Origin of the sequence: Rhodococcoides fascians NBRC 12155 = LMG 3623, from assembly GCF_001894785.1 — a bacterium.
Taxonomy (GTDB): Bacteria; Actinomycetota; Actinomycetes; order Mycobacteriales; family Mycobacteriaceae; genus Rhodococcoides; species Rhodococcoides fascians.
The window spans coordinates 48,317-72,395 of the sequence record NZ_BCWW01000020.1 but is presented as its reverse complement, the minus strand read 5'-3'; the positions used below and the strand labels follow the sequence as shown (position 1 = coordinate 72,395).

Sequence of the window (24,079 nt, the reverse complement as noted above, 5' to 3'; positions counted from 1 at the left end):
CTTAGTCACTTCCTGCGCTGTCGGCCAACGCGTTGGCGCCACCGACGATTTCGCTGATTTCCTGGGTGATCTGGGCCTGCCGAGCCTGGTTGGCCTGACGGCTCAAGGTCTCGACCAATTCGTTCGCGTTGTCCGTCGCCGCCTTCATGGCGGTACGACGCGCCGCGGACTCCGACGCTGCTGCATCGAGCAACGACGCGTAGATCCTGGTGCTGATGTACTTGGGCAGCAGCGCCGAGAGCAGAGTGCCTGCCTCCGGCTCGAACTCGTACTGTGCCTGCACATCCGCGGTCGGTGAGTCGGTCAACGCGTCCGCACCCATCTCGAATTCCTCGTCGGTGTACGAGATTTCGAGTGGTGCCATCCGGCGAACTTCGGGCTTCTGCGTGAGCATCGACACGAAGCGGGTGTAGACGATGTGCAACTCGTCCACGCCCTCGACGGTGCCTTCACCGTTGGGAGCGTCGACATCGGTGCCCGAACCCGCCATGAACAGCTCGACCAGATGCTTACTGGCCTTCGCTGCATCGGCGTATCCGGGTTCCTGCGAGAATCCCGTCCAGGCACCCTTCACGTCCCGCTCACGGAACGTGTAGTAGCCCAGGCCTTTTGCGCCGAGCACGTAGATGACCGGGTCCTTGCCCTCGGAGCGCAGGAGCTGGAAGAGCTCCTCCGTTTCCTTGAGGACGTTGGAGTTGTAGCCACCGCACATACCGCGGTCACTGGTCACGACCAGGACTGCGGCACGCTTGGGCTCGGGTCGCTCGTTGAGCAACGGGTGATCGAGCGAGCTCGATGCACTCGCCAGTGCGGAGAGCACCTTCGTGATCTCTTCCGCGTACGGCTTCGATGCGGCAACGCGGGCCTGTGCCTTGGTGATTCGCGAAGTTGCGATCAACTCTTGCGCTTTGGTGATCTTCTTCGTCGAGTTGACCGACTTGATACGGGAGCGAAGCTCGAGAATGCTTGCCATCTAGCTGTTCACGCTCCCTTCTGTGCTCGTCATGTCACCTGTCATCGCCGGCCTACTTGCTGACTGTCTTGCGGGTGACGTTGACCTGCTCCTGGCTGACCTCGTCGGCGTTCAGAGTGTCTGCCTCGGCCTCGTTGACGACGCGGTTGCCGTCCGAGTCCACGAAGCCGGCCTTGAACTTCTCGGTCGCTTCGGTCAGTGCCTTCTGGTTGTCGTCGTCGAGAGCCTTGCCACCGGCAATGCTGTCGTAGACGCCGCTTGCGTTGCGGTGCAGATCTTCGAGCAGCTCGGTCTCGAAGCGGCGAACATCGCCGACCGGAACGGAGTCGTACGTGCCCTGGCCTGCGAGCCAGATCGAGACGATCTGGTCTTCGACGGCCACCGGTGCGTACTGATCCTGCTTGAGCAGCTCCACCAGGCGAGCGCCGCGCTCGAGCTGCGCCTTGGACGCTGCATCGAGGTCGGACGCGAACGCCGAGAAGGCTTCGAGCTCACGGAACTGAGCAAGCTCGAGACGAAGGGATCCGGAGACCTTCTTCATGCCCTTGGTCTGTGCAGCGCCGCCGACTCGGGAAACCGAGATACCGACGTTGATGGCGGGACGGACGCCCTTGTTGAAGAGGTCCGATTCCAGGAAGACCTGGCCGTCGGTGATGGAGATGACGTTGGTCGGGATGTACGCGGAGACGTCGTTGGCCTTGGTCTCGATGATCGGCAGTGCCGTCAACGATCCGCCACCGAGCTCGTCGGACAGCTTCGCCGAACGCTCCAGCAGGCGGGAGTGCAAGTAGAAGACGTCACCGGGATATGCCTCGCGGCCCGGCGGGCGACGCAGCAGCAGCGAAATCGCGCGGTAGGCCTCGGCCTGCTTGGTCAGGTCGTCGAACACGATGAGGACGTGCTTGCCCTGGTACATCCAGTGCTGGCCGATGGCCGAGCCGGTGTACGGAGCGAGCCACTTGAAGCCGGCCGAATCGGACGCGGGTGCGGCGACGATGGTGGTGTATTCGAGTGCGCCCTGCTCTTCGAGTGCAGCCTTGACGCCTGCGATCGTGGAGCCCTTCTGGCCGATGGCGACGTAGATGCAGCGAACCTGCTTCTTGTCGTCGCCGCTCTCCCAGTTGGCCTTCTGGTTCAGGATCGCGTCGATGCAGACCGCAGTCTTGCCGGTCTTGCGGTCGCCGATGATGAGCTGACGCTGGCCGCGGCCGATCGGGGTCATGGCGTCGATCGCCTTGATGCCGGTCTGCAGCGGCTCCTCGACGGGCTGGCGCTCGAGCACCGAGGCAGCCTGCAATTCGAGGGCGCGGGTCTCGGAGGACTCGATGTCGCCGAGGCCGTCGATGGGCTTGCCCAGCGGGTCCACGACACGACCGAGGTAGCCGTCGCCCACGGGGACCGACAGCACGTCTCCGGTGCGCTTGACTTCCTGGCCTTCTTCGATGTGCTCGTAGTCACCGAGGATGACGGCACCGATTTCGGTGGCATCCAGGTTCAACGCGACACCGAGGACTCCGCCCGGGAACTCCAGGAGTTCGTTGGACATCGCCGACGGCAATCCGGACACGTGAGCGATTCCGTCGCTCGTGTCCGTAACCGTGCCGACCTCCTCGCGGGAAGACTCCGGTGAGTAGCTCGCGGTGAAGTTATCGATCGCGCTACGGATCTCGTCGGAGGAGATCGTCAGCTCCGCCATAGTGTTTCCTGCTCTTCCTTCGAATGATCGCGGTATGAAAAGCCTCGAATGCCGAGGCAATTCTTCTCGTTACTGTGTCCGTGTCGGACTATTTGAGCGTCTTTCGCAATGCAGCGAGGCGGCCTGCCCCGCTACCGTCGATGACCTCGTCGCCGATACGAACGACAAGTCCGCTGAGCAGTTCGGTATCGACCTCTACGTGCACCGTGACCTGCTTGCCGTACGTGCGGGTCAAGGTTGCGGTCAGCTTTTCGAGCTGACTGTCGCTCAGTGGGGCTGCGCTGCGTACGTGTGCAACTGCGCGGTCGCGCTGTTCGGCGGCCAGATCTGCCAGTCCGTTCAGAACGTCGGCGGGTGCCGCCTTCCGTGGACGCGTGACGGCCTGCACCGCGAGCGCCTCGGTGACCGCGGTGACCTTGCCGTAGAGCAGACGACCCAGCAGTTCGCGCTTGGCCTGTGCCGGCTTGGAGCGATCCGACAATGCCTGCTCGAGCTGCGGGTTGGCAGCCACGATGCGGCCGAGCCGGAACAGCTCGTCCTCGACCGTGTCCAGCTGGTCCTGATCGGCAGCAGCGCGGAGCAGAGCTTCGCGTCCCAGCTCGACCAGCGAGTTCAGCAGGTCACGGGCGGTGGACCAGCTTTCGCCGGCCGCAGCCTTGACGATGGTCGCCGTTGCGCTCGACACCTGGCCGGAGAAGACCTCTCCGGCCAGAGCGCTTCGTCGATCGCCCTCGACCGAGGAGTCGGCGAGAGCGGTACGCAACGTGCGCTGCGCGTCGAGAGTCTCGACGACGGCGAACAACTCGGCACCGGTCTGAGCGGCGACGGCCGTTGCCTCGCCGCCCGACGCGGACCCCAGAGCTTCGTGGGCGACCGACCGTGTGCGGGCGAGCGCCTCACGAGAAGTTGCGTACATGGTTCGACTCACTTTCCTGATGCGGAGTCCGCGGTGACGGAATCCAGCTCGTTGAGGAAGCGATCGATCGAACTGGAACGCTTCGCGTCATCGGAGAGCTGCTCTCCGATGACCTTCTCGGCGAGTTCGACGGCCGTACGTCCGAGGTCGCCACGAAGTTCGGTGACGATCTGCTGACGCTGAGCAACGAGCTGACTGTGGCCTGCGGCCACGATCCGATCGCTCTCTTCCTGCGCCTTTTCCTTCATCTCGGCGAGAATCGCCTGTCCCTGGGTGCGCGCTTCCTCGCGGATCTGCGCAGCCTCGGAACGAGCGTCGGCGAGCTGAGCGTGGTACTGCTCGAGAGCAGCCTTCGCCTCCGCCTGTGCCTGCTCGGCCTTCTTGATTCCGCCTTCGATGAGCTCGGAACGCTCGGAGAGGACCGTCTGGAAACGCGGTACGACGTACTTCCAGAACAGGAAGCCGATGATCACGACACAGACGATCGACCAAACGATGTCGTATGTTGCGGGCAGCAGCGGGTTCTGGGATTCCTCCCCCTCCGCCCCGGCTGCGAGCAGCGTTATCGCGTTTGTCATCGCGCTCTCAGAGAATGAAGCCGGCGACGAGGCCGATCAGGGCGAGGGACTCGGTGAATGCAATGCCGAGGAACATGGTCGTACGGAGCTGACCGGCCAGCTCGGGCTGACGAGCGGTCGCTTCCATGTTCTTGGCGACGACGAGGCCGAGGCCGATGCCACCACCGATCGCTGCGAGGCCGTAGCCGATGGCGCCGTATCCGCTGGCGGTGATTTCCTGCGCCTGGGCCAGAACTTCAAGGCTCATTCGGTTTTCCGTTCCCTTTCTTCGGTCCACATCCGGGTGTCGGAGGTGGCGGTGTAGCTAGTTCGGTCTGTTGGTCGGTCAGTGCGAGTCGGCGTGCAGCGACAGATCGATGTAGATCGCCGTCAGCAGCGCGAAGATGTATGCCTGCAGGAAGATCACGAGCATCTCGAACATCGTGAACAGGAAGCCCATGATCAGCGAGGGTGCGGCGAAGATCTTCAGGCCGGCGGAAGCCTCGAAGAGGAAGAACTGCGTGGCGCTGAAGAACAGCACGAGCATGATGTGGCCGGCGAGCATGTTGGCCAGCAGTCGCACCGTCAACGTGAACGGGCGAAGCACGAAGTTCGAGATGAACTCGAGCGGGATCAGCAGCACGTGCATGGCCTTCGGAATGCCCGGGATCACGATCGTGCCCTTGACGAACTTGGCTGCACCGAACTTCTTCACACCGGCGTAGACGAACGCGATGTACGCGACTGCGGCCAACACGATCGGCAGACCGATGCGGGCGTTGGCCGAGATGTTCAGGAACGGTATGACCGCGCTGAGATTCACCGCGAAGACCGTGAAGAAGATCGTCATGATGACGGGCAGGAAACGACGTCCCTGCTCCTTGCCGAGGACGTCCTCGGCCACGTGGATCCGGACGAAGTCGAGAGCGATCTCGGCGACGTTCTGGATTCCGCGAGGAACGATCTTGGGGCTGCGCAGAGCGATCAGCATGAAGACGATCAGCAGAGCCGACATCAGGATGCGGATGAGCATCAGCCGGTCGAGCTCGAACGGGGTTCCCTCGAACAGCACCGCGGGAGGAAAGAAATCGGATAGTGACGGCGGATGGAACTCCGCAGCCAGAGTGGTGACGCTCAGCGGTCTCTCCCGTGTTCGGGCCGCAACCGAGTAACGGCTGCGGTTCGATCGGACAATGACGATCTATCAAGTCGACGAAAATCGGCTCGCAATCGTCAGAGGCTGAGGCCCGGTCTTCATCGGCCAAGCGTCTGTCGGGTGTCGGCGACTCACGTCGACTCGGCAACTCTCAGGGCGAAACCCTACGTTGCCGAAGTCTGTGACTCCGGGCCTACTGTAAGGAAGCTCACGCTGATGGTTACCTGCGGGGGTCCAGTCCGGGGAAAAAGTCTCTTTCGTCCCGGTCTTGCCCATCGCTTGATGCAAACTTTATCAACAGAACTACGACGTTGTGTAGGCGGCCCTCAGCTTAACCGATTACGACAGCTTGTCGTACTACGACTTGTCGGGGTTCCCGTCGGCAGGAACGCTGTCGACGTAGCCCACCTTCGTCTTGACGACACCGAACACCTCCGCGCCCAGGACCACCACCAGAGCCCCCAGAATGGTCAGGCCGAGCGAATATCGGTTGTAGAAGTCCGCATCCTTGAGTGCCACGAGCACGATCAGCGCGATGACCATCTTGACCAACCACCCACCGAGCAACAGCGCTCCGACCGCCGACGCGGGAAACCGCGTGGTCAGAGCCACCGACAGCGCGGTCGTGATGACGAACCCGCCCCCGATGGCCACTCCGATGATCGATCCCCACAATCCTGGAGTTCCCGCAGCAGCAACCGAGATCCCCACGCTCACCACCGTCAGTACCACCAGGCCGATGAGGCCGTAGCGGACCGCGGCACGAAGCGGTGCGAATTGGTCGGGCATGGGCTGCGGGGTGAAGGTCACAGTTGTCGAGAGTACCCAGTCGCACCCGGTGGCCGGCACCAGCCGGGACACGACCGAAGAACCACCGAGCCGATCAGCGGCGTCGGACACCCCGGCGTTCGGATCCGGGCGATCGATCCACCCGCAGAGTGGGCACAGCCGTGACGACGAGCGCGAACACCAGACCGGCAGCGACGAGGAGCACCACGATGCGCCGGTCGAGAAGTGAGGATCCGACCGCACCGAACGCGAGCACACCGACCCAGAGGTAGATCACCAGGACCACCCGTCGATGCGAGTGGCCGATCTGCAGGAGTCGGTGATGGAGATGCATCTTGTCGGGGCTGAACGGACTTCGCCCGGCCCGAGTGCGGCGAACGACGGCGAGCAACAGATCGAGTATCGGAATGAGCATCACGGCACCGACCAACAGGAGCGGCGACAACAGACCCAGCAGATCGCGTGGACCGTAGGCCGTCAACGGAATGCGCCCCGAGGCACTCGTCGAGATCGTGGCCAGCGTCAGCCCGATCAACATGGACCCCGAATCGCCCATGAAGATGCGCGCCGGTTGGAAATTGTGCGGCAGAAATCCCAGGCAGGCACCGGCCAGCGCCGCCGCGATCAAGGCAGGTGGGTAGACGCCGACGTCGCCCCCCTGTTCCTGCAGCAGGCCCACCGAAAAGATGCAGATCGCGACCGACGAAATGAGGCCGAGTCCGGCTGCGAGCCCGTCGAGGCCGTCGACGAAGTTCATCGCGTTGACGATGACGACGGTGATCAGAACGGTCACCAGTCCGGCCTGAAGCTGGTCGAGCACCAAGGTGCTGCCCGGTTGGCCGGGCTCGCCGCCCCAGGGCTGGTAGAGCACAACCCAGCTCACACCCATGATGACCAGGACGCCGGCCGCCGTCACCTGGCCGACGAACTTCGTCAATGCGTCCAGACCCCAACGGTCGTCGATGACGCCGACCAGCACGATCACGAAGCCTGCGACCAGCGCAGCCGGAATGTCGCGGTTGTAGGCGACATCGAATCCGCGGGCCAACGCGGGCAGCTGCGAGGCGAACAGCAGCGCGGCGAGCATGCCGGCGTAGATGCCCACTCCCCCGAGTCGCGGGGTGGCCTGCACGTGGACGTCACGATCACGAGGAATGGCGACGGCACCGAACTTGATCGCGGCCACTCGAACGCCGCCGGTGGCGAAGAACGTGACGACAGCGGCCGTCAGGAAAACAAGCAGCAGCTCGCGGATCGGAACGCCTGCGCCCAGATTCGACTGGGCAAGCACCTCGACGCTCATGCGGAACGGACGGGCATGTCAGGACGCTCCTGGGACCAGGCTTTCGGCGGTGACACCGAGAACCTCGGCAATCTGCTCCGTGGGAATGGCACCGACCCGCAGGATTCGTGCGTGCTCACCGGTCAGGTCCACGATGGTGGAGGCCACCGCGTGGTCGGCCGGCCCCCCGTCGAGATAAACCGCTGCAGATCCACCGAGTTGTTCTCGCGCCTGCGTCACCGTGGTGGCGGGCGGACTTCCCGAAATATTTGCACTGGACACCGCCAGCGGACCTACTTCACGAAGGAGCTCGAGCGCGACCGGGTGCAGCGGCATCCGCAGCATGACGGTTCCCTGAGCATCACCCAGATCCCACGCCAGCGACGGTGCCTGCTGGACCACGATGCTCAATGCGCCGGGCCAGAAGGCTCGAATCAGATCTCGGGTCCGCGGCCGGACGCTCTGCACCAGGCCGTCGATCGTGTTCCACGAACCGACGAGGACCGGGACCGGCATATCGCGTCCCCGCCCCTTGGCACGCAGCAGGTCGGTGACCGCGCTGCCGTCGAACGCGTCGGCGGCGATCCCGTAGAGCGTGTCGGTGGGCATCACGACGAGTCGACCGGATTTGAGGGCACCGCGCGCTGCGGTCAATCCGGCAGCCCGCGCATCGGCTTCACGGCAGTCGTAGACGGTACTCACTCCGCCTATCCTTCCACCTTCGGTAACGAAGTGATGTCAGGTGCCGCCGGCTTGCCGCCTTGCCGCTCAGGCAGAGGGCGGCGTCGCCCGTGCCGCCACGACGAAGCGGGGGCGGCCGGCCAGGTCCGGATGCTCGGTGACCTGGGTGAAGAATCGTCGCCGAGACAACAGGGCAGCGACGCCCTCCCCGTTCGAGTCGTCGTGCTCGATGGCGACTCCGCCGCCGACACGTAGCAACCGCGCGATGTTGCCGATCATCGGCTCGATGACCGACAACCCGTCCTCGCCGCCGAAGAGCGCGATGTGCGGATCGTGGTCGAGTACTTCCGGATCGAGCTCCGCCCCGTCCGGAATGTACGGCGGGTTCGCGACGATCATGTCCACCGAGCCGTCGAGGTCGGTCAAGAGATCCCGAGAAGTGACGTCTCCGTGATGCAACGTGATCGGCGAATCACCCTGCTCGGCACGCAGATCCGCGTTGCGCCGGGCCCACGCCAGCGCCGATGGATCGAGCTCGACGGCGTGCACGACGGCATCCGGGCGTGCGTTCGCGATGGCCAGCGCCAGCGCGCCCGACCCCGTGCACAGGTCCAGCACCACGGGCGGGTGATGGCCGACGTTCTCGAGAAAAGCGAGCGCCCACGCCAACAGCAACTCGGTTTCGGGACGCGGAACGAACACCCCTGGACCCACCTCGACATCGATGTTTCCCAATGACGTCGTTCCCGTGATGTATTGCAGGGGAATACGTTTCGCGCGCTGCTCGACTGTTCGGAAGTACGCCTCGACGAGCTCGGGCTCCACCAACGGCACCAACCCCAGCCGACCGCGATCGACTCCGACGAGGTGCGCGGCGAGTAGCTCCGCATCCACCCGAGGGCTCGGCACACCGGCGGCCTCGAGCATCGACGTCGCTTCGAGGATGGCTAGGCGTAACGGCTTGCGGCTCACTTGTACAGACTGCCACGGCGGTCCGACACCGGACTCACAGCCGCCCCAGCAACTCCGACTTCTTGGCAAAGAACTCGTCGTCGGTCAGAAATCCCTTCGCATGTAGACCGGCGAGCGCCTCGATCGCAGCGGTGATGTCCGAGATGTCGACACCGGTGTGAGCAGGTGAACCCGACTGCGCAGACGCGAAATTCTGTACGGCCGGCTGCGGCTGCTGCGACGAAGGCATGTTCTGCGGTGGCGCGTCGGCGGACCGTTGGTCGACGCGCGGCAGACTTGCCGCGGTGAACGTGCCGTACTGGCTGGTGAACTCCACCGAACCCGGACCCCCACCCTGCTGCTGTTGTACTCCCCCGATGGAGTGATCGAGGGTGTCGTACACCGCCAATTCCCCTCCCACGAGGACAGCGAGGCGACGAGTTCCTGGAAACACCGCGTACTGCGATCCGTTCTGGCCACCGCTCGAACTCGGCGAACCCAGATCCGACGGCCACCACGATCCCCCGCCGAAGGAAGTGCCGCCGAACGATCCCGTACCGGCATCTCTCGGCGGATAGACCTGATGCTGCGCCAACACTGCAGACAGATCGCGGCACAAACCGTCGACCCGACTCTTGAGGCCGTGATCGAACATGTTGCCCACCATCGTCATACCGCCGCGCATCCACTGCCCACTGCCGCCGAGCTCGGGAATGTTGAACTGCGCCATGGTGCCGCGGCCGTTGTTGACGGCGTCGAGCATGGTGCGGACCGCGTCGGTGGACACCCCGTAGCGGGAAGCGAGCTCGGTGACGGCGTTCTCGCCTGCGGGGGTCAAGGCCTGGTTCATCTCGGGTGTGCCTTTCATGGCGCGCGGGCGGGTCGAATGCGATCGCCAGGGTATCTCGAGATTCGTTCGATCAGCAGCGCGAGACCCGAAAACGGTTGGCGCGCAGTTATTCTGCTTGCATACGTGCGTCGCGGTCGGCCTTGGCGAGCGCGTCGAGCAGTGCATCCATGTCGCCGTCGAGCAGCGCGTCGAGGTTGTGCGCTTTGAATCCGATGCGGTGATCGGTGATGCGGTTCTCGGGGTAGTTGTACGTCCTGATCCGCTCCGAGCGGTCGACGGTACGCACCTGACTGGCTCGGCCGGCCGAGGCCTCTTCGTTGGCTGCTTCCTCCGCGGCCGCCTGCAGACGCGCCGCGAGCACCTGCATCGCACGCGCCTTGTTCTGCAACTGCGATCTCTCGTTCTGACAGGTGACGACGATGCCGGTGGGCAAATGGGTGATGCGGACAGCGGAGTCGGTGGTGTTGACACCCTGACCGCCCTTGCCGGACGAGCGGTAGACGTCGATGCGCAGATCGGTTTCGTCGATCTGCACTTCCTCGACCTCGTCGGGCTCCGGATACACGAGAATGCCGGCCGCGGAGGTATGCACGCGTCCCTGCGATTCGGTGACCGGCACCCGCTGCACTCGATGGACGCCACCCTCGAACTTCAGCCGCGCCCAGACGCCGTCGAGCGGATCCTTGGTCTTGATCGACAACGTCGCGTCCTTGTAGCCACCCAGGTCCGAGACGTTCGCGTCGAGAACCTCGACTCGCCAGCCGCGGCGTTCGGCGTAGCGCACGTACATCCGCGCCAGGTCGGCCGCGAAGAGCGCCGACTCCTCGCCGCCCTCACCCGACTTGACCTCCATCACGATGTCGTCGCCGTCGTGCGGGTCGCGCGGTGCCAGAAGATCGGTCAGCGTCTGTTCCAGGTGCAGAACCGTTGCCTCGAGCTCGGGGATCTCTGCGGCGAACGACGAATCGTCGGCGGCGAGTTCACGTGCGGCTTCGAGGTCGTCCTGAGCGGCGGTCAACTTGGTGTGCGCCGACATGATCGGTGCCAGCTCGGCGAACCTCTTGCCTGCCCTGCGCGCTGCGGACGGGTCGTTGTGCAGGGCGGGGTCGGCCAGTTGCTGCTCGAGGCCGGAGTGTTCGGCGAGGATGTCGTCGATGGCCGAAGGCTTGTCTGTTCTCGCCATGGTGACGACTCACTCTCCGAACGGGTGAAACCGGGTGTGGACACAAAAAAGCCGACGCCCGCCCTGTAGTTCACAGGACGGGCGTCGGCGAAACAGCTAGCTGTCTGCGTCGGCCTTCTTGCCGGCGCGCTTGCCGTAGCGAGCCTCGAAGCGAGCGACGCGACCGCCGGTGTCGAGAATCTTCTGCTTGCCGGTGTAGAAGGGGTGGCACTGCGAGCAGACCTCGACGCTGATGCGCTCTTTGTCGGTGGTGCTTCGGGTCTCGAAAGTATTGCCGCAACCACAGACGACTGTCGTCAGTGTGTAGTCGGGGTGAATTCCTGCCTTCATGGTGTCCTTACCGTTCTTTGTAATGGTCGCCGGGTCGCCTTCGCTGATCGAAGACGTGAACCGGAACCGGACTCGGCCGCTGATTATGCCAGAGCGTGTATCTGCCCTGCTAATCGTCGGTACTTCTGTGCCGACAGATGCTTACAACGCGGGCACCTGCCCTCTTGTTCCCCGGACCCTCCGACCCGGGGAACACGGGATCAATCGTTGATGCCGCCGGGAGCGGTCTTCGAAACTTCCATCAGGAATTCGAGGTTGTTCTTGCTCTTCTTCAGGCGATCGACCAGCAGGTCGATGGCCTGATGCGAATCGAGACCGGACAACACGCGACGCAGCTTGTGCACCACGGCCGCCTCGTCCGGAGCGAGAAGAAGCTCGTCGTGACGGGTGCTGGACGGGTTGATGTCCACCGCGGGGAACACCCGACGCTCGGCGATCTTGCGATCGAGCTTGAGCTCGGCGTTACCGGTGCCCTTGAACTCCTCGAAGATCACGGTGTCGCCGGTGGATCCGGTCTCGACCATGGCCGTGGCGATGATCGTCAGCGATCCACCGTGCTCGATGTTTCGTGCCGCGCCGAGGAATCGCTTGGGCGGGTACAGCGCGGTCGAGTCGACACCACCGGAGAGAATGCGGCCCGACGCCGGCGAGCTGTTGTTGTACGCGCGGCCCAGACGGGTGATCGAGTCGAGCAGGACAACCACGTCCTGGCCGGCCTCGACCAGACGCTTGGCACGCTCGATCGCCAGCTCGGCGACTGCCGTGTGGTCACCCGGCGGACGGTCGAAGGTCGAGGCGATGACCTCGCCCTTGACCGAGCGCTGCATGTCGGTCACTTCCTCGGGACGCTCGTCGACGAGGATGACCATCAGGTAGCACTCGGGGTTGTTGATGGCGATCGCGTTGGCGATGGCCTGCAGAACGCTCGTCTTACCGGCCTTCGGGGGGCTGACGATCAACGCGCGCTGACCCTTACCGATGGGCATCACCAGGTCGATGATGCGCGTGGTCAGGATGTTCTGCTGGGTCTCGAGGCGCAGCCGCTGGTTGGGGTACAGCGGGGTGAGCTTGCCGAACTCCGGACGCTTGCGCGCGGCCTCGACCTCTCCCCCGTTGACGGTATCCAGACGCACCAGCGGGTTGAACTTCTGACGCTGACCCGACTGCTCACCCTCACGTGCCACCCGAACGGCACCGGTGACGGCGTCGCCGCGGCGAAGGCCGTTCTTGCGCACCAGGTTCATCGACACGTAGACGTCGTTCGGTCCGGCCAGGTAACCCGAGGTCCGAACGAACGCGTAGTTGTCGAGAACGTCGAGAATGCCGGCTACCGGCTGGAGAACATCGTCCTCGCGGATCTCGGTGTCGCGCTCGCGACCGCCGCCGCCCTCGTTGCCCTCGCCGCGGTCGCGTCCACGACGACGCTCACGGAACCGTCGACCCCTGCGACCACGGCCTTCGCCGTCGTCGTCCTGGTTGTTGTCACGGTTGTCGCGCGGGCCGTTGTTGCGGTCCTCGTTGCGATTGTCGTTTCGGTTTTCGTTGCGGCCGTCGCCTTGATTGCGATTGCGTCCGCCGCGGTCGTTCTGATTGCGGTTGCCGTTCTCACGGTTGGAGTCGCGGTTCGAGTTGTCCCGGTCGCCCTGGTTGCGACCCGCATTGTCGCGATTGCCGCCGTCCCGGTCCCCCTGGTTGCGATCGCCCTGGTTGCGGTCGCCCTGGTTGCGGTCGTTCTGGTTGCGGTTGCCGTTGTCGGTGTCACGCGGTTCGCGCTCGGCACCGTCCTGGCGGTTGCGCTCGCCGCGGCTACGACGTGGGCGCTCCGCTGCGGCGTTCTCGCCGGAATCGTCCTGCTTGTCGGTGGTCTCCGCTGCAGCGGTCGACTCCGCGGTAGCGGGGGCCGATGCGGCCGTGTCGCCGCTGCCGTCCAGTGGCAACTGGTCGGGCGCACCTGCGCGGCGACCCGCGGCGCGGCGGCCCCGGGTGCGACGTCCGGCCTCGGGTGCTGCGTCCGACGTGTCGGCAGCCGTCGCAGGCTCGGGAGCAGTGTCGACTGCGGGTCGTTCGTCGGCAACCGGTGCCGACGCAGCAGCGCGTCGAGCCTTGGGAGCGTCGGCCTTCGGTGCATCGTTCTTCGGCGCATCGGACTTCGGCGCAGCGGACTTGGCCGGCGCGGTGCCCGATTGACGCTCGGTGATGGCCGCGATCAGATCGCCCTTGCGCATGCCGGAGATGCTCTTGATGCCGAGTTCGCCAGCGAGGCTGCGTAGCTCGGTGAGAACCATTCCGGACAGGCCGGCGCGACGGCGTGACGTTTCGGGCGCAGAGATGAGTTCCGTATCGGTCACGGAGGTCCTTTCCTTCCCTCGCTCGCTCGATGCGCAGCCGAGGGTTCGTTCCGCAGCTCGGCTTTCTGCCGAACTCGGATATTGCCGTTCATGTTCGACGCACTCCGCCGACGACACCATCGGTCCGAGACCGCAGCGAACTACGGGAAGGACCGAGCCAGGAGCGTCACATCACTCGGACGTTCTGAACTCCCCCGAATACAGTGACCTGATTGCCCTGACGAAACCGGCGTCTGAAGCGCACGATGTACGGACAGGGTTCACCATAGCGTCGTTGTCCTCGCTCGGCAAGAACCCTATTCGGTGTCGGTCATGCGACCGTGACTCCGTCGGCCACCTCGAGGTCGAGAACTCGCCATCCCTCGGCCAGCGCAGCGTCGCGCAGATCGGCCGGGAATTCTTCGGTGCACAGGGCCATGACGGTAGGGCCTGCTCCCGACACCACCGCGGCGATCGAGCGGGCGCGCAACGTCGCGATCCACCGGGTGGTGTCGGGCAGCGCCTGTGCCCGCTGGCCCTGATGCAGTAGATCCTCGGTGGCAGCCATCAGCAGATCCGGACGCTCGGTCAATGCGACGACGGCGAGCGCACTGCGACTGACGTTGAAGGCGGCGTCGCGGTGCGGCACCAACTCCGGCAGCAATCCCCGTGTGTGCGAGGTCGAGGAGCGCTCGGACGGCACGAGCACGACGACCTTGATGCTGGGATGTACGTCCAGGCGCACGGCGGCGTACTTGCGTGCCGTCACACTGGCATTGGGCGGTTCGCTCCACGACACGACGGCACCGCCGAGGCAACTCGCCGACGCGTTGTCGGGGTGCCCCTCGAACTCGGACGACAACTGCACCAACTGACTGTCCGACAACGACAGCGCGGGGTCCACCTTCGACGCAAGTGCATTGGCCGCGGCGAGCCCGCCGACCACGGCCGAGGCCGAGGATCCGAGACCTCTCGAATGCGGAATGACGTTGCGGCAGTGGACATTCAGTCCATCTGCCCATACTCCGGCCGCTTCCAGACCCCGTTCGATGGCCCGCACGACGAGGTGCGTCGGTCCCCACGGAACGTCCGCCGAACCCTCACCGTCGACGTGGATCGACAGGCCGGACGCCGTGGTCGTGACCTCGATCTCGTCGTACAAGCCCAAAGCCATTCCCAGACTGTCGAATCCGGGGCCTATGTTGGCACTGGAGGCCGGCACACGCGCGGTCACCGTGAGCCCGATGGGAAGCGTCTTCGTCATTGCCGGAGATTCCGTCAACTCAGGCCAGCTCGAGCGCAGCCGCAACAGCGACGGGATCGACCGAAATCGGTTCCACGACAGGCATTCCCGACAGTGCGGTGTCGGGATCTTTGAGACCGTTGCCGGTCACCGTGCAGACAACGGTCAGGCCCGGCTCCAGCCAGCCTTCCTTTCGAGCCGCCAACAGGCCGGCGACGCTGGCCGCGGAGGCCGGTTCGACGAACACGCCCTCGGTCTTCGCGATCAACCGGTACGCCTCGAGGATCTCCTCGTCGGTCGCGGCCCGGAATGCTCCGTTCGATTCTTCCTTGGCATTGACGGCACCGTTCCAGGATGCGGGTGAACCGATCCGGATTGCGGTCGCGATCGTTTCCGGGTCCTTCACGGGCGCACCGTGAACCAGAGGAGCGGCACCCGCGGCCTGCACGCCGAGCATGCGCGGCTTGCGGGTGGTGAGGCCGTCGCGGAAGTACTCGGAGTACCCGCGCCAGTACGCGGTGATGTTGCCCGCGTTGCCGACCGGTAGAGCATGGATGTCGGGTGCGTCGCCGAGGGCGTCGCAGATCTCGAACGCTGCGGTCTTCTGCCCCTCGATACGCACGGGGTTGACGGAGTTGACCAGACCGATCGTCGGGAACTCAGCCGTGGTCTTGCGCGCCAGTTCGAGGCAGTCGTCGAAGTTGCCCTGGACCTGAATGATCTTCGCGCCGTGCATGACTGCCTGAGCCAGCTTGCCCATCGCGATCTTGCCCTGCGGAACCAGTACGGCACAGGACATGCCGGCCTTGGCCGCGTAGGCCGCAGCGGACGCCGAGGTGTTGCCGGTGGACGCGCACAGCACTGCTTCTTGCCCACGGGCGAGCGCGTCGGTGACGGCCATGGTCATGCCGCGGTCCTTGAACGAACCGGTGGGGTTGAGTCCCTCGACCTTCAGGTGCACTGTGCAGCCGGTCAATTCGGACAGGTGCCCGGCGGGCAGCAGCGGGGTGCCGCCCTCGCGCAGGGTGACGGTCTTCCAGTCGGGACCGATCGCCAGACGCGACCGGTACGCCTCGATCAGACCGGGCCAGGGGGTGTGGACGCTCATACTGTGGTGCCTTCCAATCTGAGAACGCTGGCGACGTGGACGACCACGTCCAACTGCTCGAGGGATGCAACGGTGTCGGACAGTGCGGAATCGGCCGCGAGGTGCGTGACCACGACGAGCCTGGCCCCGTCACCCGCGCCGTGCTGGCGCACGGTGGAGATGCTGACGTCGCGCTTAGAGAATTCGGCGGCTACGGTAGCGAGAACGCCGGGCTTGTCGGCCACCTGCATGCTGACGTAGTACCGGGTGAGGATGTCACCCATCGGGGCCACCTTGAGCTTGGCGTACTTGGACTCGAGTGGGCCGCGGCCTCCGTAGAACTTGTTGCGCGCGGCCATCACCAGGTCGCCGAGCACAGCGGATGCCGTCGGCGCGCCGCCCGCACCCTGGCCGTAGAACATCAACCGGCCTGCGGCCTCGGCCTCGACGACGACGGCGTTGAATGCGCCGTTCACCGATGCCAACGGGTGATCGAGCGGAACGAGTGCCGGGTAGACCCGGGCCGAGATGCGCTCCTTGCCCTTGGGCGTGGTGATGCGCTCGCAGATCGCCAGCAACTTGATGGTGCAGTCGAGAGACTTCGCGGTCTCGAGGTCGTCTGCAGTGATCTTGCTGATGCCCTCGCGGTAGACGTCGCCGGCCGTGACCCGAGTGTGGAACGCGATCGAGGCGAGGATGGCCGCCTTGGACGCGGCGTCGTAGCCCTCGACATCGGCGGTCGGATCGGCCTCGGCGTATCCCAATCGCCCTGCCTCGGCGAGGGTTTCGGCGTAATCGGCACCGGTCTCGTCCATGGCCGAGAGGATGAAGTTGGTGGTGCCGTTGACGATGCCCGCGACCTTGTTCACGCGGTCGCCTGCCAACGACTGCATCAACGGCCGCACCACCGGAATGGCTCCGGCGACAGCTGCCTCGAAATACAGATCGGCGCGCGACTTTTCGGCCGCGTCGGCCAACTCCCCGGTGTATTCGGCGAGCAGGGCCTTGTTCGCAGTGATGACGGACTTGCCGTTCTCGAGCGCCGACAACACCAGCTTGCGTGGGATGTCGATACCGCCGAGCACCTCGACGACGATGTCGACGTCGTCGCGACCGACCAATTCGGCCGGGTCGTCGGTGAGCAGCTCGGCCGGTACTCCTCGATCGCCGTCGATCCGACGTACCGCGATTCCCCGAATCTCCAGTGGCGCACCGATTCTGGCCTCGAAGTCCGCTGCATTCTCGGTGAGGATCCGGACGACCTCGCTACCGACGTTTCCGAGTCCGAGTACGGCGACGCCTATCGGCTTCGATGTCATGGCTGAACCTCCAAGCTGAGCAGATCTTCGATGGTTTCCCGCCGCAGGATCAGGCGCGAACGCCCGTCCTTGACCGCGACCACAGCGGGCCGCGTCAGCAGGTTGTAGCGGCTGGACATGGAGTAGCAGTAAGCACCGGTGGCTGCGACGGCGAGCAGATCACCGGGCCCGACGTCGGCCGGCATCCACGTGTTCTTGATAACGATATCGCCGCTCTCACAGTGCTTTCCGACCACGCGAGCCATCACGGCGTCGGCGTCGCTGGTACGCGAGACCAAGCGGCAGTCGTACTCGGCCTGATACAGCGACGTACGAATGTTGTCGCTCATACCGCCGTCGACACTGATGTACCGCCTGCGGGTGGCGTTGTCGACGGTGACGTCCTTGACGGTGCCCACCTCGTAGAGCGTCACGGTGCCCGGACCGGCGATGGCTCGACCCGGCTCGACGGCAATGGTCGGAACCGGCAAACCGGCCGCGGCCGACTCCGTCTCGACGATGCTCGCCAGCTTGGCCGCCAATTGGTCGACGGGCGGCGGATCGTCACTCGGTACGTACGAAATACCCATGCCGCCACCGAGATCGAGCGTCGAGATCTGCGAGGTCTTGTCCACGCCGAACTCGGCGACGATGTCGCGCAGCAGCCCGATGACCTTGTGCGCAGCCAGCTCGAAACCGTCGACCTCGAAGATCTGCGAGCCGATGTGACTGTGCAGCCCCACGAGACGAAGGTTGTCTGCGGCGAACACCCGCCGGACGGCTTCGATCGCCGAGCCGTCGGCGAGCGAGAAGCCGAACTTCTGATCCTCGTGAGCGGTCGCGATGAACTCGTGCGTGTGTGCCTCGACGCCGACGGTGATACGAATCAGCACGTCCTGCACCACACCGGCCGAACCGGCCACGGCGTCGAGACGGTCGATCTCGATATTGGAGTCGAGAACGACGTGCTCGACTCCGGCGCTCACTCCGGCCTCGAGTTCTGCCACGGATTTGTTGTTGCCGTGCATCGCAATTCGATCCGCCGGGAATCCGGCAGCCAGGGCGATGGCCAGCTCACCGCCCGAGCAGATGTCGAGCGAGAGACCCTCGTCGGCCACCCAACGAGCGATCTCTCCACACAGAAATGCCTTGGAGGCGTAGTGAACTCGTTCGGGTGCCCCGAACGCAGCGGCCATCTCGCGGCAGCGTGCGCGGAAGTCGTCCTCGTCCACGACGAACAGTGGGGTGCCGTACTGCGCCGCGAGGTCGGTGACCGACACCCCAGCGAGTAGAACCGTGCCGTCGTCGCCGCGTGCCGCGTTGCGTGGCCACACCTGTTCGGGAAGCGTCGTCATGTCCGACGCGGCGCTCGGACGCTCGGACATCGACTGCTTGGCTGGGGCATCGGCGTGCTTGGGCCCTGCCGGATGTGCGCTCACATGCGCTCCGGTGCGCTGACACCGAGCAGTTCGAGGCCGTTGGCCAGAACTTGCCGGGTTGCGTTGCCCAATGCCAGTCGTGCGGTGTTCACAGGTCCGGGCTCCTCGTCTCCTTGGGGAAGTACTCGACACGCGCCGTAGAACCGGTGGTAGGCCCCCGCCAGTTCTTCGAGGTAGCGGGCGATCCGGTGTGGTTCGCGTAGTTCGGCGGCACTGGCCACCACCCGCGGGTACTCGCCGATCGTCCTGATCAACTCGCCCTCCTGCTCGTGCGTCAGCAGGCTCAGATCGGGATCGTCGCCCGAGATCCCCAGTTCGGCGGCATTGCGCGCGAGCGATGACAACCGGGCGTGGGCGTACTGGACGTAGTACACCGGGTTCTCGTTGCTGGCGCTGGCCCACAGGGCGAGGTCGATGTCGATGCTCGAGTCGACGGACGACCGGACCATGACGTAGCGCGACGCGTCGACGCCGATGGCTTCGACCAGATCGTCGAGCGTGATGACGGTGCCTGCACGCTTGCTCATCTTCACCGCGACGCCGTCGCGAACGAGGTTGACCATCTGCCCGATCAGTACCTCGACGGTCTCGGGGTCGTCGCCGAATGCAGCGGCGGCGGCCTTGAGTCGACCGATGTAACCGTGGTGGTCTGCCCCGAGCATGTAGATGCACAGGTCGAAACCGCGCTGCCGCTTGTTCTGGAAGTACGCGATGTCGCCTGCAATGTAGGCAGCATTACCGTCGCTCTTGATGACGACGCGATCCTTGTCGTCGCCGTACTCGGTGGACCGAAGCCACCATGCACCGTCTTCCTCGTACAGGCTCCCCGAGCCCTTGAGGTAGTCGACCGATTTTTCGACGGCACCGGACTCGAAGAGTGAGTTCTCGTGGAAGTAGACGTCGAAATCGACACCGAATTCGTGCAGGTTGGCCTTGATGCGGTCGAACATCAGCTGGGTACCGATCGACCGGAAGATCTCGTCCTGCGCCTCGGGTGCCAGCGCCAGCGCTTCGGGCTCCTTCGCCAGCACCTGCTGTGCGATCTCGGCGATGTACTCGCCCGCATAGCCGTTCTCCGGTGCCGGCTCTCCCTTGGCCGCGGCGATGAGCGACCGGCTGAAGCGATCGATCTGAGCGCCGTGATCGTTGAAGTAGTACTCGCGAGTGACCTCGGCTCCGTGCGCGGTCAGGATGCGTCCGAGGGCATCGCCGACGGCAGCCCATCGGGTTCCACCGAGGTGCACCGGTCCGGTGGGGTTGGCCGAGACGAACTCGAGGTTGACCTTCTTGCCTGCCATCGAGGATCCGTTGCCGAACTCGGCACCGGCGGTCAGCACGCGGGCAACGATCTCGCCCTGCGCTGCGGCAGCCAGCCTGATGTTCAGAAAGCCGGGGCCTGCGACGTCGGCACTGGTGATCGCGGCGTCGGCCGCGAGCGCCTCGGCGAGCCAGCCGGCGAAATCACGGGGATTGGCTCCGGCCTTCTTCGCCACCTGCAGCGCCACGTTGGTGGCGTAGTCACCGTGCTCGGGATTGCGGGGACGCTCGACCGTGAGCTTCGCAGGGAGAACGGATGCGTCCAGGCCGCGGTCGGCAAGCACCTTGGCGGCGGTCGCGTGAAGCAATTCGGCAAGATCGGCGGGAGTCACAGGTAGCCATCCTATTGGCTGGTGTGCGGCATACTCGCATCCACTGCCCGTCCGAGCGCGGGGCCACCTGGCCGATGCGGTCCACACGGGCTCTGAGCACGCTCTCAGACAGAGAACGTACAGTAGGGGCGCTCTGCGCGGACGACCGTCGAGCACGGCCGTCACCAGCAGATACGTACCACCAGCGCTACCGACCACCCACTTTTCCTCGACTGAGAGAGCAACCACAGCGATGCCAACGGGTCCCGACAAAGGCAGTCAGAACAAGTCGGCTGCGAAGGCAGACAAAGCCATCAGTGCAGCCAACAAGAAGTCAGCTCGCAAGAAGCAGGGCGGTGTCCCCGCCGCCAAGGGCAGACAGATTCCCTGGCTGACGGTTGCCGGTGTCGTTGTGGTCGTCGGACTCGTCGTGGGCCTCGGGGTCAACCTCTACCCCAAGTACCAGGACCGCGCCGAGGCGCAGAAATTCGCGCCCAGCGAGAGCAATCAGGATCCATCGACGGGAATCGACGGCGTCACCATCAAGGAATACCCGGCAGCCCTGCACGTCGGGCGCGCGCAACGCGTCGCCTACGACCAGACGCCGCCGTTCGGTGGACCGCACGATGCGGTGTGGGCCACTTGCACCGGCATCGTCTACCCCGAGGCCATCCGCACCGAGAACGCTGTGCACTCCCTCGAACACGGAGCGGTCTGGGTGACGTACAACCCCGACGACCTCAACGAAGACCAGATTCAGTCCCTCGCCGACCGCGTCGACGGGGAAACGCAGATGATGATGTCGCCGTACCCGGGCCTCGACACTCCCGTCTCGCTGCAGTCCTGGGGCCACCAGCTCAAGCTCGACAGCGTCGACGACGAGCGCATCGGTCAGTTCATCTCGGCTCTGCGCCTCAATCGATTCGCCTACCCGGAGGTCGGTGCCAGCTGCGCATCCGTGCCCGGAGTCGGTGACAACGCGTTCGATCCCGACAACCCGCCGCTGTTCGACGCTTCGGCCCCGGGTGCGGACGCCGTTCCGATGGACGGCGCAGGCATCACTCCCGACGCCAGCGAGACCAGCGGCGCAGGCGGAATGCCGAGCGGCTTGCCCGGCGGAGCACAGTTGCCCGGCGGAGCACAGCTGCCCAGCGATCTCCAGGTGCCCGCGAGCTGATGACCGAATCGACAGTCGACTCGGTCGACGGCGTCCCCGAGACCAAGCGGAGCCAGCGCACTGCGCTGGTCGCCTTGGCCGTGATCGCCGTACTGGCGATCGGATTCGCGCTGGGCTTCCTGGCGCAGAATCCGTTCCGCAACGGTGACAACTCCCCCGCAGCAGATTCGGTCGACGTCGGATTTGCCCAGGACATGACGGTGCACCACAACCAGGCCATCGAAATGGCCGCGGTCGCGTTGACCAACGCGCCCGATCAGGCCGTCAAGAGCCTGGCGTTCGACATGCTCACCTCGCAACAGAATCAGGTGGGCCAGATGCAGGGCTGGCTCGCATTGTGGGACCGCGCGCCGATCTCGACCGACGGCTACATGACCTGGATGACGGCCGACGACTCTCACGGCCATTCGATGGGCGGCATGTCGATGGAACCGGGATCGTCCGATCCCACCAGGGCCATGCCCGGCATGGCCAGCTCCGCGGAGCTCGCCGCACTACGCCAAGCGACCGGAACCGACGTCGACGTCATGTTCTTGCAGCTGATGCTGCGTCACCACGAGGGCGGCCTGGCGATGATGGAATACGCCCAGACGCACGCGCAGTCTCCTGCGGTGATCAACCTGGCGAAGTCCATGGTGGCAACGCAGACGAGTGAGTCGACTCTGATGAAGCAGATGCTCGCGGCGAAGGGTGCGCAGCCGCTGCCCGAGGGGTGATTTCGACTCGCGTCGCACATGCGCTAGTCTTTCGTACAGCCCAACAGGCACGCCGGCTGAAGCCGGTGCGCCCCCGTAGCTCAGGGGATAGAGCGTTCGCCTCCGGAGCGAAAGGCCGCAGGTTCGAATCCTGCCGGGGGCACACATCTTTCACGCATGTCACTTCCCCGAGGTGACTGCTCGAACGAGACGGACTGTTCACATGTCCGAGGATCTCCCCGATATCGACACCGTCATCGACGACCTGTATTCACTGGCACCCGCCGACTTCGTGTCGCACCGATCGGCGTATGTGACCCGGTTCAAGAAGGCCGGAGACAAGTCCGGTGCCACTCGTATCGGCGGACTCCGTAAACCCACTGTCGTGGCCTGGTTGGTGAACACACTCGCTCGTCAGGACGAATCCGCGGTCGCCGAGTTGTTCGACCTCGGTGCCGAACTCGAACGGGCTCAGCAACGCGGCGACGGACATCGACTGCGTGAGTTGTCCACCGCTCGAAGCGCTTCGATACGCGCGCTCACCGATCGAGCCGTGGCATTGGGTCGCGAACGTGGCGTGACCGTCGGCGACAACGCGGCGCGCGAGGTTTCCAACACCCTCAATGCCGCAATGGCCGATCCGGAGATCCGCGACCGGGTTCGTGCGGGCCGAACGGTGGTGGCCGAGACATACAGCGGCTTCGGCCCCGCGCTGCTCTCGCTCGTTCCGGATCCTCCTGAGACCGAGACCGAGACCGAGACCGAGGACGACGGCGAACCGGACATTGCCGATGACGCGCCCGAGTCCGCAGCGGAATCCGATGCCGAGAACGAAGCCGAGCGGCTGCGCCAGGCCGAACACGATCGCCTGGTTGCCGAACTCGACTCTGCCGAAACCGCATTCGATGCCGCACGTGATGCGGCCGACGCTGCCGACCAGGGCACGGAGCGCGCTGCGTCCGAACGACGCAGCGCGACAGCAGAAGTCGAGAGACTCGAAGCCGAACTGGAGGCCGCGAGAGCCACAGCGAAGGCAGCGCGGGCCGCGGAGAGAAAAAGCGTCGAACAGGCAGAGTCGACGGCGGAGGCGCTCGAGGCGGCCCGGGCACGCGTGGCCGAAGCCCGGTCGGCCCACGACGAACCGAGCTGACCTACCCTGGCGGCATGACCACACGCTGGCAAGCCGAGAACTCCGCCGACGATTCCGCCCGGTACATCGAGCGATTCGATCGTCTGGCCGAACGCGGCGTGGATCTGCACGGTGAGGCCCGCATGGTCGACGCGGTGGTCTCCCCCGCCTCGAGCATTCTCGACGCCGGCTGCGGTACCGGCCGACTCGGTGCCGAACTGGCGCGACGTGGCCACCGTGTCACCGCTGTGGATCTGGATCCGATTCTGGTCGAGAAGGCGCGTAGTCACCCCGAACTCGACGTGCATCTCGCGGATCTGACCACGCTCGAGTTGAATCGCACGTTCGACGCGGTCGTCGCGGCCGGCAACGTGTTGGTTTTTCTGGAGCCCGGCACCGAACGTGCTGCGCTCGAACGCATCTGGGCACATCTGAAGGACGGCGGAGTGTTCGTCACCGGCTTCGCCACCGATCGGGCATACACGGCCGACGAACTCCACGAGGATCTCACTGCCGTCGGATTTTTCGTCGAACATCGGTTCTCCACCTGGGACCTGCGGCCCTGGCGCTCCGACGCGGACTGGGCCGTCACCGTGGCACGAAAGCCTGCTCTGCTCGCTTGAGACGAATCGAGGCCGGCCTGTGCCGGCAGGCCTCGTTCGAACGAAGCGAGCGCCGCGATTCCAAGTGCG

Annotated in this window: 23 protein-coding genes and 1 tRNA gene; 5 read left to right on the top strand and 19 right to left on the bottom strand. The window is 65.0% G+C overall.

The features are described from left to right. Position 1 precedes the first annotated feature (1 nt). The 19 genes from RFA01S_RS26370 to argS form a co-directional block, all read right to left on the bottom strand. Entirely contained in the window at positions 2-973 is a 972-nt protein-coding gene (locus RFA01S_RS26370; RefSeq protein ID WP_032365582.1) for a F0F1 ATP synthase subunit gamma, read from the bottom strand. A 52-nt stretch (positions 974-1,025) separates the two neighbouring features. After that, positions 1,026-2,669, bottom strand: coding sequence for a F0F1 ATP synthase subunit alpha (gene atpA / locus RFA01S_RS26365; RefSeq protein WP_032365581.1), 1,644 nt, complete (start codon positions 2,667-2,669; stop codon positions 1,026-1,028). Between the two features lie 88 nt (positions 2,670-2,757). After that, positions 2,758-3,585: a F0F1 ATP synthase subunit delta gene (locus RFA01S_RS26360; protein WP_027497902.1), complete on the bottom strand. Its 828-nt coding sequence runs from the start codon at positions 3,583-3,585 to the stop codon at positions 2,758-2,760. 8 nt (positions 3,586-3,593) lie between these two features. Next, a complete protein-coding gene (locus RFA01S_RS26355; RefSeq protein WP_027497903.1) occupies positions 3,594-4,163 on the bottom strand; it encodes a F0F1 ATP synthase subunit B in 570 nt (189 codons plus the stop codon). Between the two features lie 7 nt (positions 4,164-4,170). After that, entirely contained in the window at positions 4,171-4,410 is a 240-nt protein-coding gene (locus RFA01S_RS26350; protein WP_008715092.1) for an ATP synthase F0 subunit C, read from the bottom strand. Between the two features lie 78 nt (positions 4,411-4,488). Next, positions 4,489-5,265: a F0F1 ATP synthase subunit A gene (atpB, locus tag RFA01S_RS26345; protein WP_141214497.1), complete on the bottom strand. Its 777-nt coding sequence runs from the start codon at positions 5,263-5,265 to the stop codon at positions 4,489-4,491. Positions 5,266-5,655: 390 nt separating this feature from the next. Continuing rightward, on the bottom strand, positions 5,656-6,087 hold the full coding sequence (locus RFA01S_RS26340; protein ID WP_045840958.1) for a Cg1360 family ATP-synthase-associated protein: 432 nt from the start codon (positions 6,085-6,087) through the stop codon (positions 5,656-5,658). Between the two features lie 94 nt (positions 6,088-6,181). Beyond that, positions 6,182-7,390, bottom strand: a complete 1,209-nt coding sequence (locus tag RFA01S_RS26335; protein WP_027497907.1) for a glycosyltransferase family 4 protein — start codon at positions 7,388-7,390, stop codon at positions 6,182-6,184. 18 nt (positions 7,391-7,408) lie between these two features. Further along, on the bottom strand, positions 7,409-8,071 hold the full coding sequence (locus tag RFA01S_RS26330) for an L-threonylcarbamoyladenylate synthase (RefSeq protein WP_027497908.1): 663 nt from the start codon (positions 8,069-8,071) through the stop codon (positions 7,409-7,411). Between the two features lie 66 nt (positions 8,072-8,137). After that, positions 8,138-9,022: a peptide chain release factor N(5)-glutamine methyltransferase gene (prmC, locus tag RFA01S_RS26325; RefSeq protein WP_032406290.1), complete on the bottom strand. Its 885-nt coding sequence runs from the start codon at positions 9,020-9,022 to the stop codon at positions 8,138-8,140. 34 nt (positions 9,023-9,056) lie between these two features. Continuing rightward, a complete protein-coding gene (locus RFA01S_RS26320; protein ID WP_032365578.1) occupies positions 9,057-9,851 on the bottom strand; it encodes an SHOCT domain-containing protein in 795 nt (264 codons plus the stop codon). 106 nt (positions 9,852-9,957) lie between these two features. Further along, entirely contained in the window at positions 9,958-11,034 is a 1,077-nt protein-coding gene (prfA, locus tag RFA01S_RS26315; RefSeq protein WP_027497911.1) for a peptide chain release factor 1, read from the bottom strand. A gap of 96 nt (positions 11,035-11,130) precedes the next feature. Then, a complete protein-coding gene (gene rpmE / locus RFA01S_RS26310) occupies positions 11,131-11,364 on the bottom strand; it encodes a 50S ribosomal protein L31 (protein ID WP_008715081.1) in 234 nt (77 codons plus the stop codon). 200 nt (positions 11,365-11,564) lie between these two features. Continuing rightward, the gene (gene rho / locus RFA01S_RS26305; protein ID WP_238325042.1) at positions 11,565-13,712 is read right to left on the bottom strand and encodes a transcription termination factor Rho; all 2,148 of its coding nucleotides are present in this window, start codon (positions 13,710-13,712) and stop codon (positions 11,565-11,567) included. 310 nt (positions 13,713-14,022) lie between these two features. Beyond that, on the bottom strand, positions 14,023-14,955 hold the full coding sequence (thrB, locus tag RFA01S_RS26300) for a homoserine kinase (RefSeq protein WP_032365577.1): 933 nt from the start codon (positions 14,953-14,955) through the stop codon (positions 14,023-14,025). A gap of 19 nt (positions 14,956-14,974) precedes the next feature. Beyond that, positions 14,975-16,042, bottom strand: coding sequence for a threonine synthase (thrC, locus tag RFA01S_RS26295; protein ID WP_027497914.1), 1,068 nt, complete (start codon positions 16,040-16,042; stop codon positions 14,975-14,977). Next, positions 16,039-17,340, bottom strand: coding sequence for a homoserine dehydrogenase (locus RFA01S_RS26290; protein WP_032368776.1), 1,302 nt, complete (start codon positions 17,338-17,340; stop codon positions 16,039-16,041). Before RFA01S_RS26290 ends, thrC begins: the two co-directional genes overlap by 4 nt. Further along, entirely contained in the window at positions 17,337-18,758 is a 1,422-nt protein-coding gene (gene lysA / locus RFA01S_RS26285; RefSeq protein WP_032406291.1) for a diaminopimelate decarboxylase, read from the bottom strand. The genes RFA01S_RS26290 and lysA overlap by 4 nt, the downstream gene beginning before the upstream one ends. Beyond that, a complete protein-coding gene (gene argS / locus RFA01S_RS26280) occupies positions 18,755-20,407 on the bottom strand; it encodes an arginine--tRNA ligase (RefSeq protein ID WP_032406292.1) in 1,653 nt (550 codons plus the stop codon). The genes lysA and argS overlap by 4 nt, the downstream gene beginning before the upstream one ends. 232 nt (positions 20,408-20,639) lie before the next feature. Here argS and RFA01S_RS26275 point away from each other — a divergent pair, with 232 nt between their 5' ends. The 5 genes from RFA01S_RS26275 (at position 20,640) to RFA01S_RS26255 (ending at position 24,010) form a co-directional block, all read left to right on the top strand. Continuing rightward, positions 20,640-21,563 (top strand): thioredoxin-like domain-containing protein, encoded by a 924-nt coding sequence (locus tag RFA01S_RS26275; RefSeq protein ID WP_027497918.1) that lies wholly within the window; start codon positions 20,640-20,642, stop codon positions 21,561-21,563. Further along, a complete protein-coding gene (locus RFA01S_RS26270) occupies positions 21,563-22,279 on the top strand; it encodes a DUF305 domain-containing protein (protein ID WP_032368779.1) in 717 nt (238 codons plus the stop codon). The genes RFA01S_RS26275 and RFA01S_RS26270 overlap by 1 nt, the downstream gene beginning before the upstream one ends. A 69-nt stretch (positions 22,280-22,348) precedes the next feature. After that, positions 22,349-22,421, top strand: a tRNA-Arg gene (locus tag RFA01S_RS26265). Between the two features lie 60 nt (positions 22,422-22,481). Then, on the top strand, positions 22,482-23,408 hold the full coding sequence (locus RFA01S_RS26260) for a hypothetical protein (RefSeq protein ID WP_032406293.1): 927 nt from the start codon (positions 22,482-22,484) through the stop codon (positions 23,406-23,408). A 14-nt stretch (positions 23,409-23,422) separates the two neighbouring features. Further along, positions 23,423-24,010, top strand: coding sequence for a class I SAM-dependent DNA methyltransferase (locus RFA01S_RS26255; protein WP_032406294.1), 588 nt, complete (start codon positions 23,423-23,425; stop codon positions 24,008-24,010). Positions 24,011-24,079 lie beyond the last annotated feature (69 nt).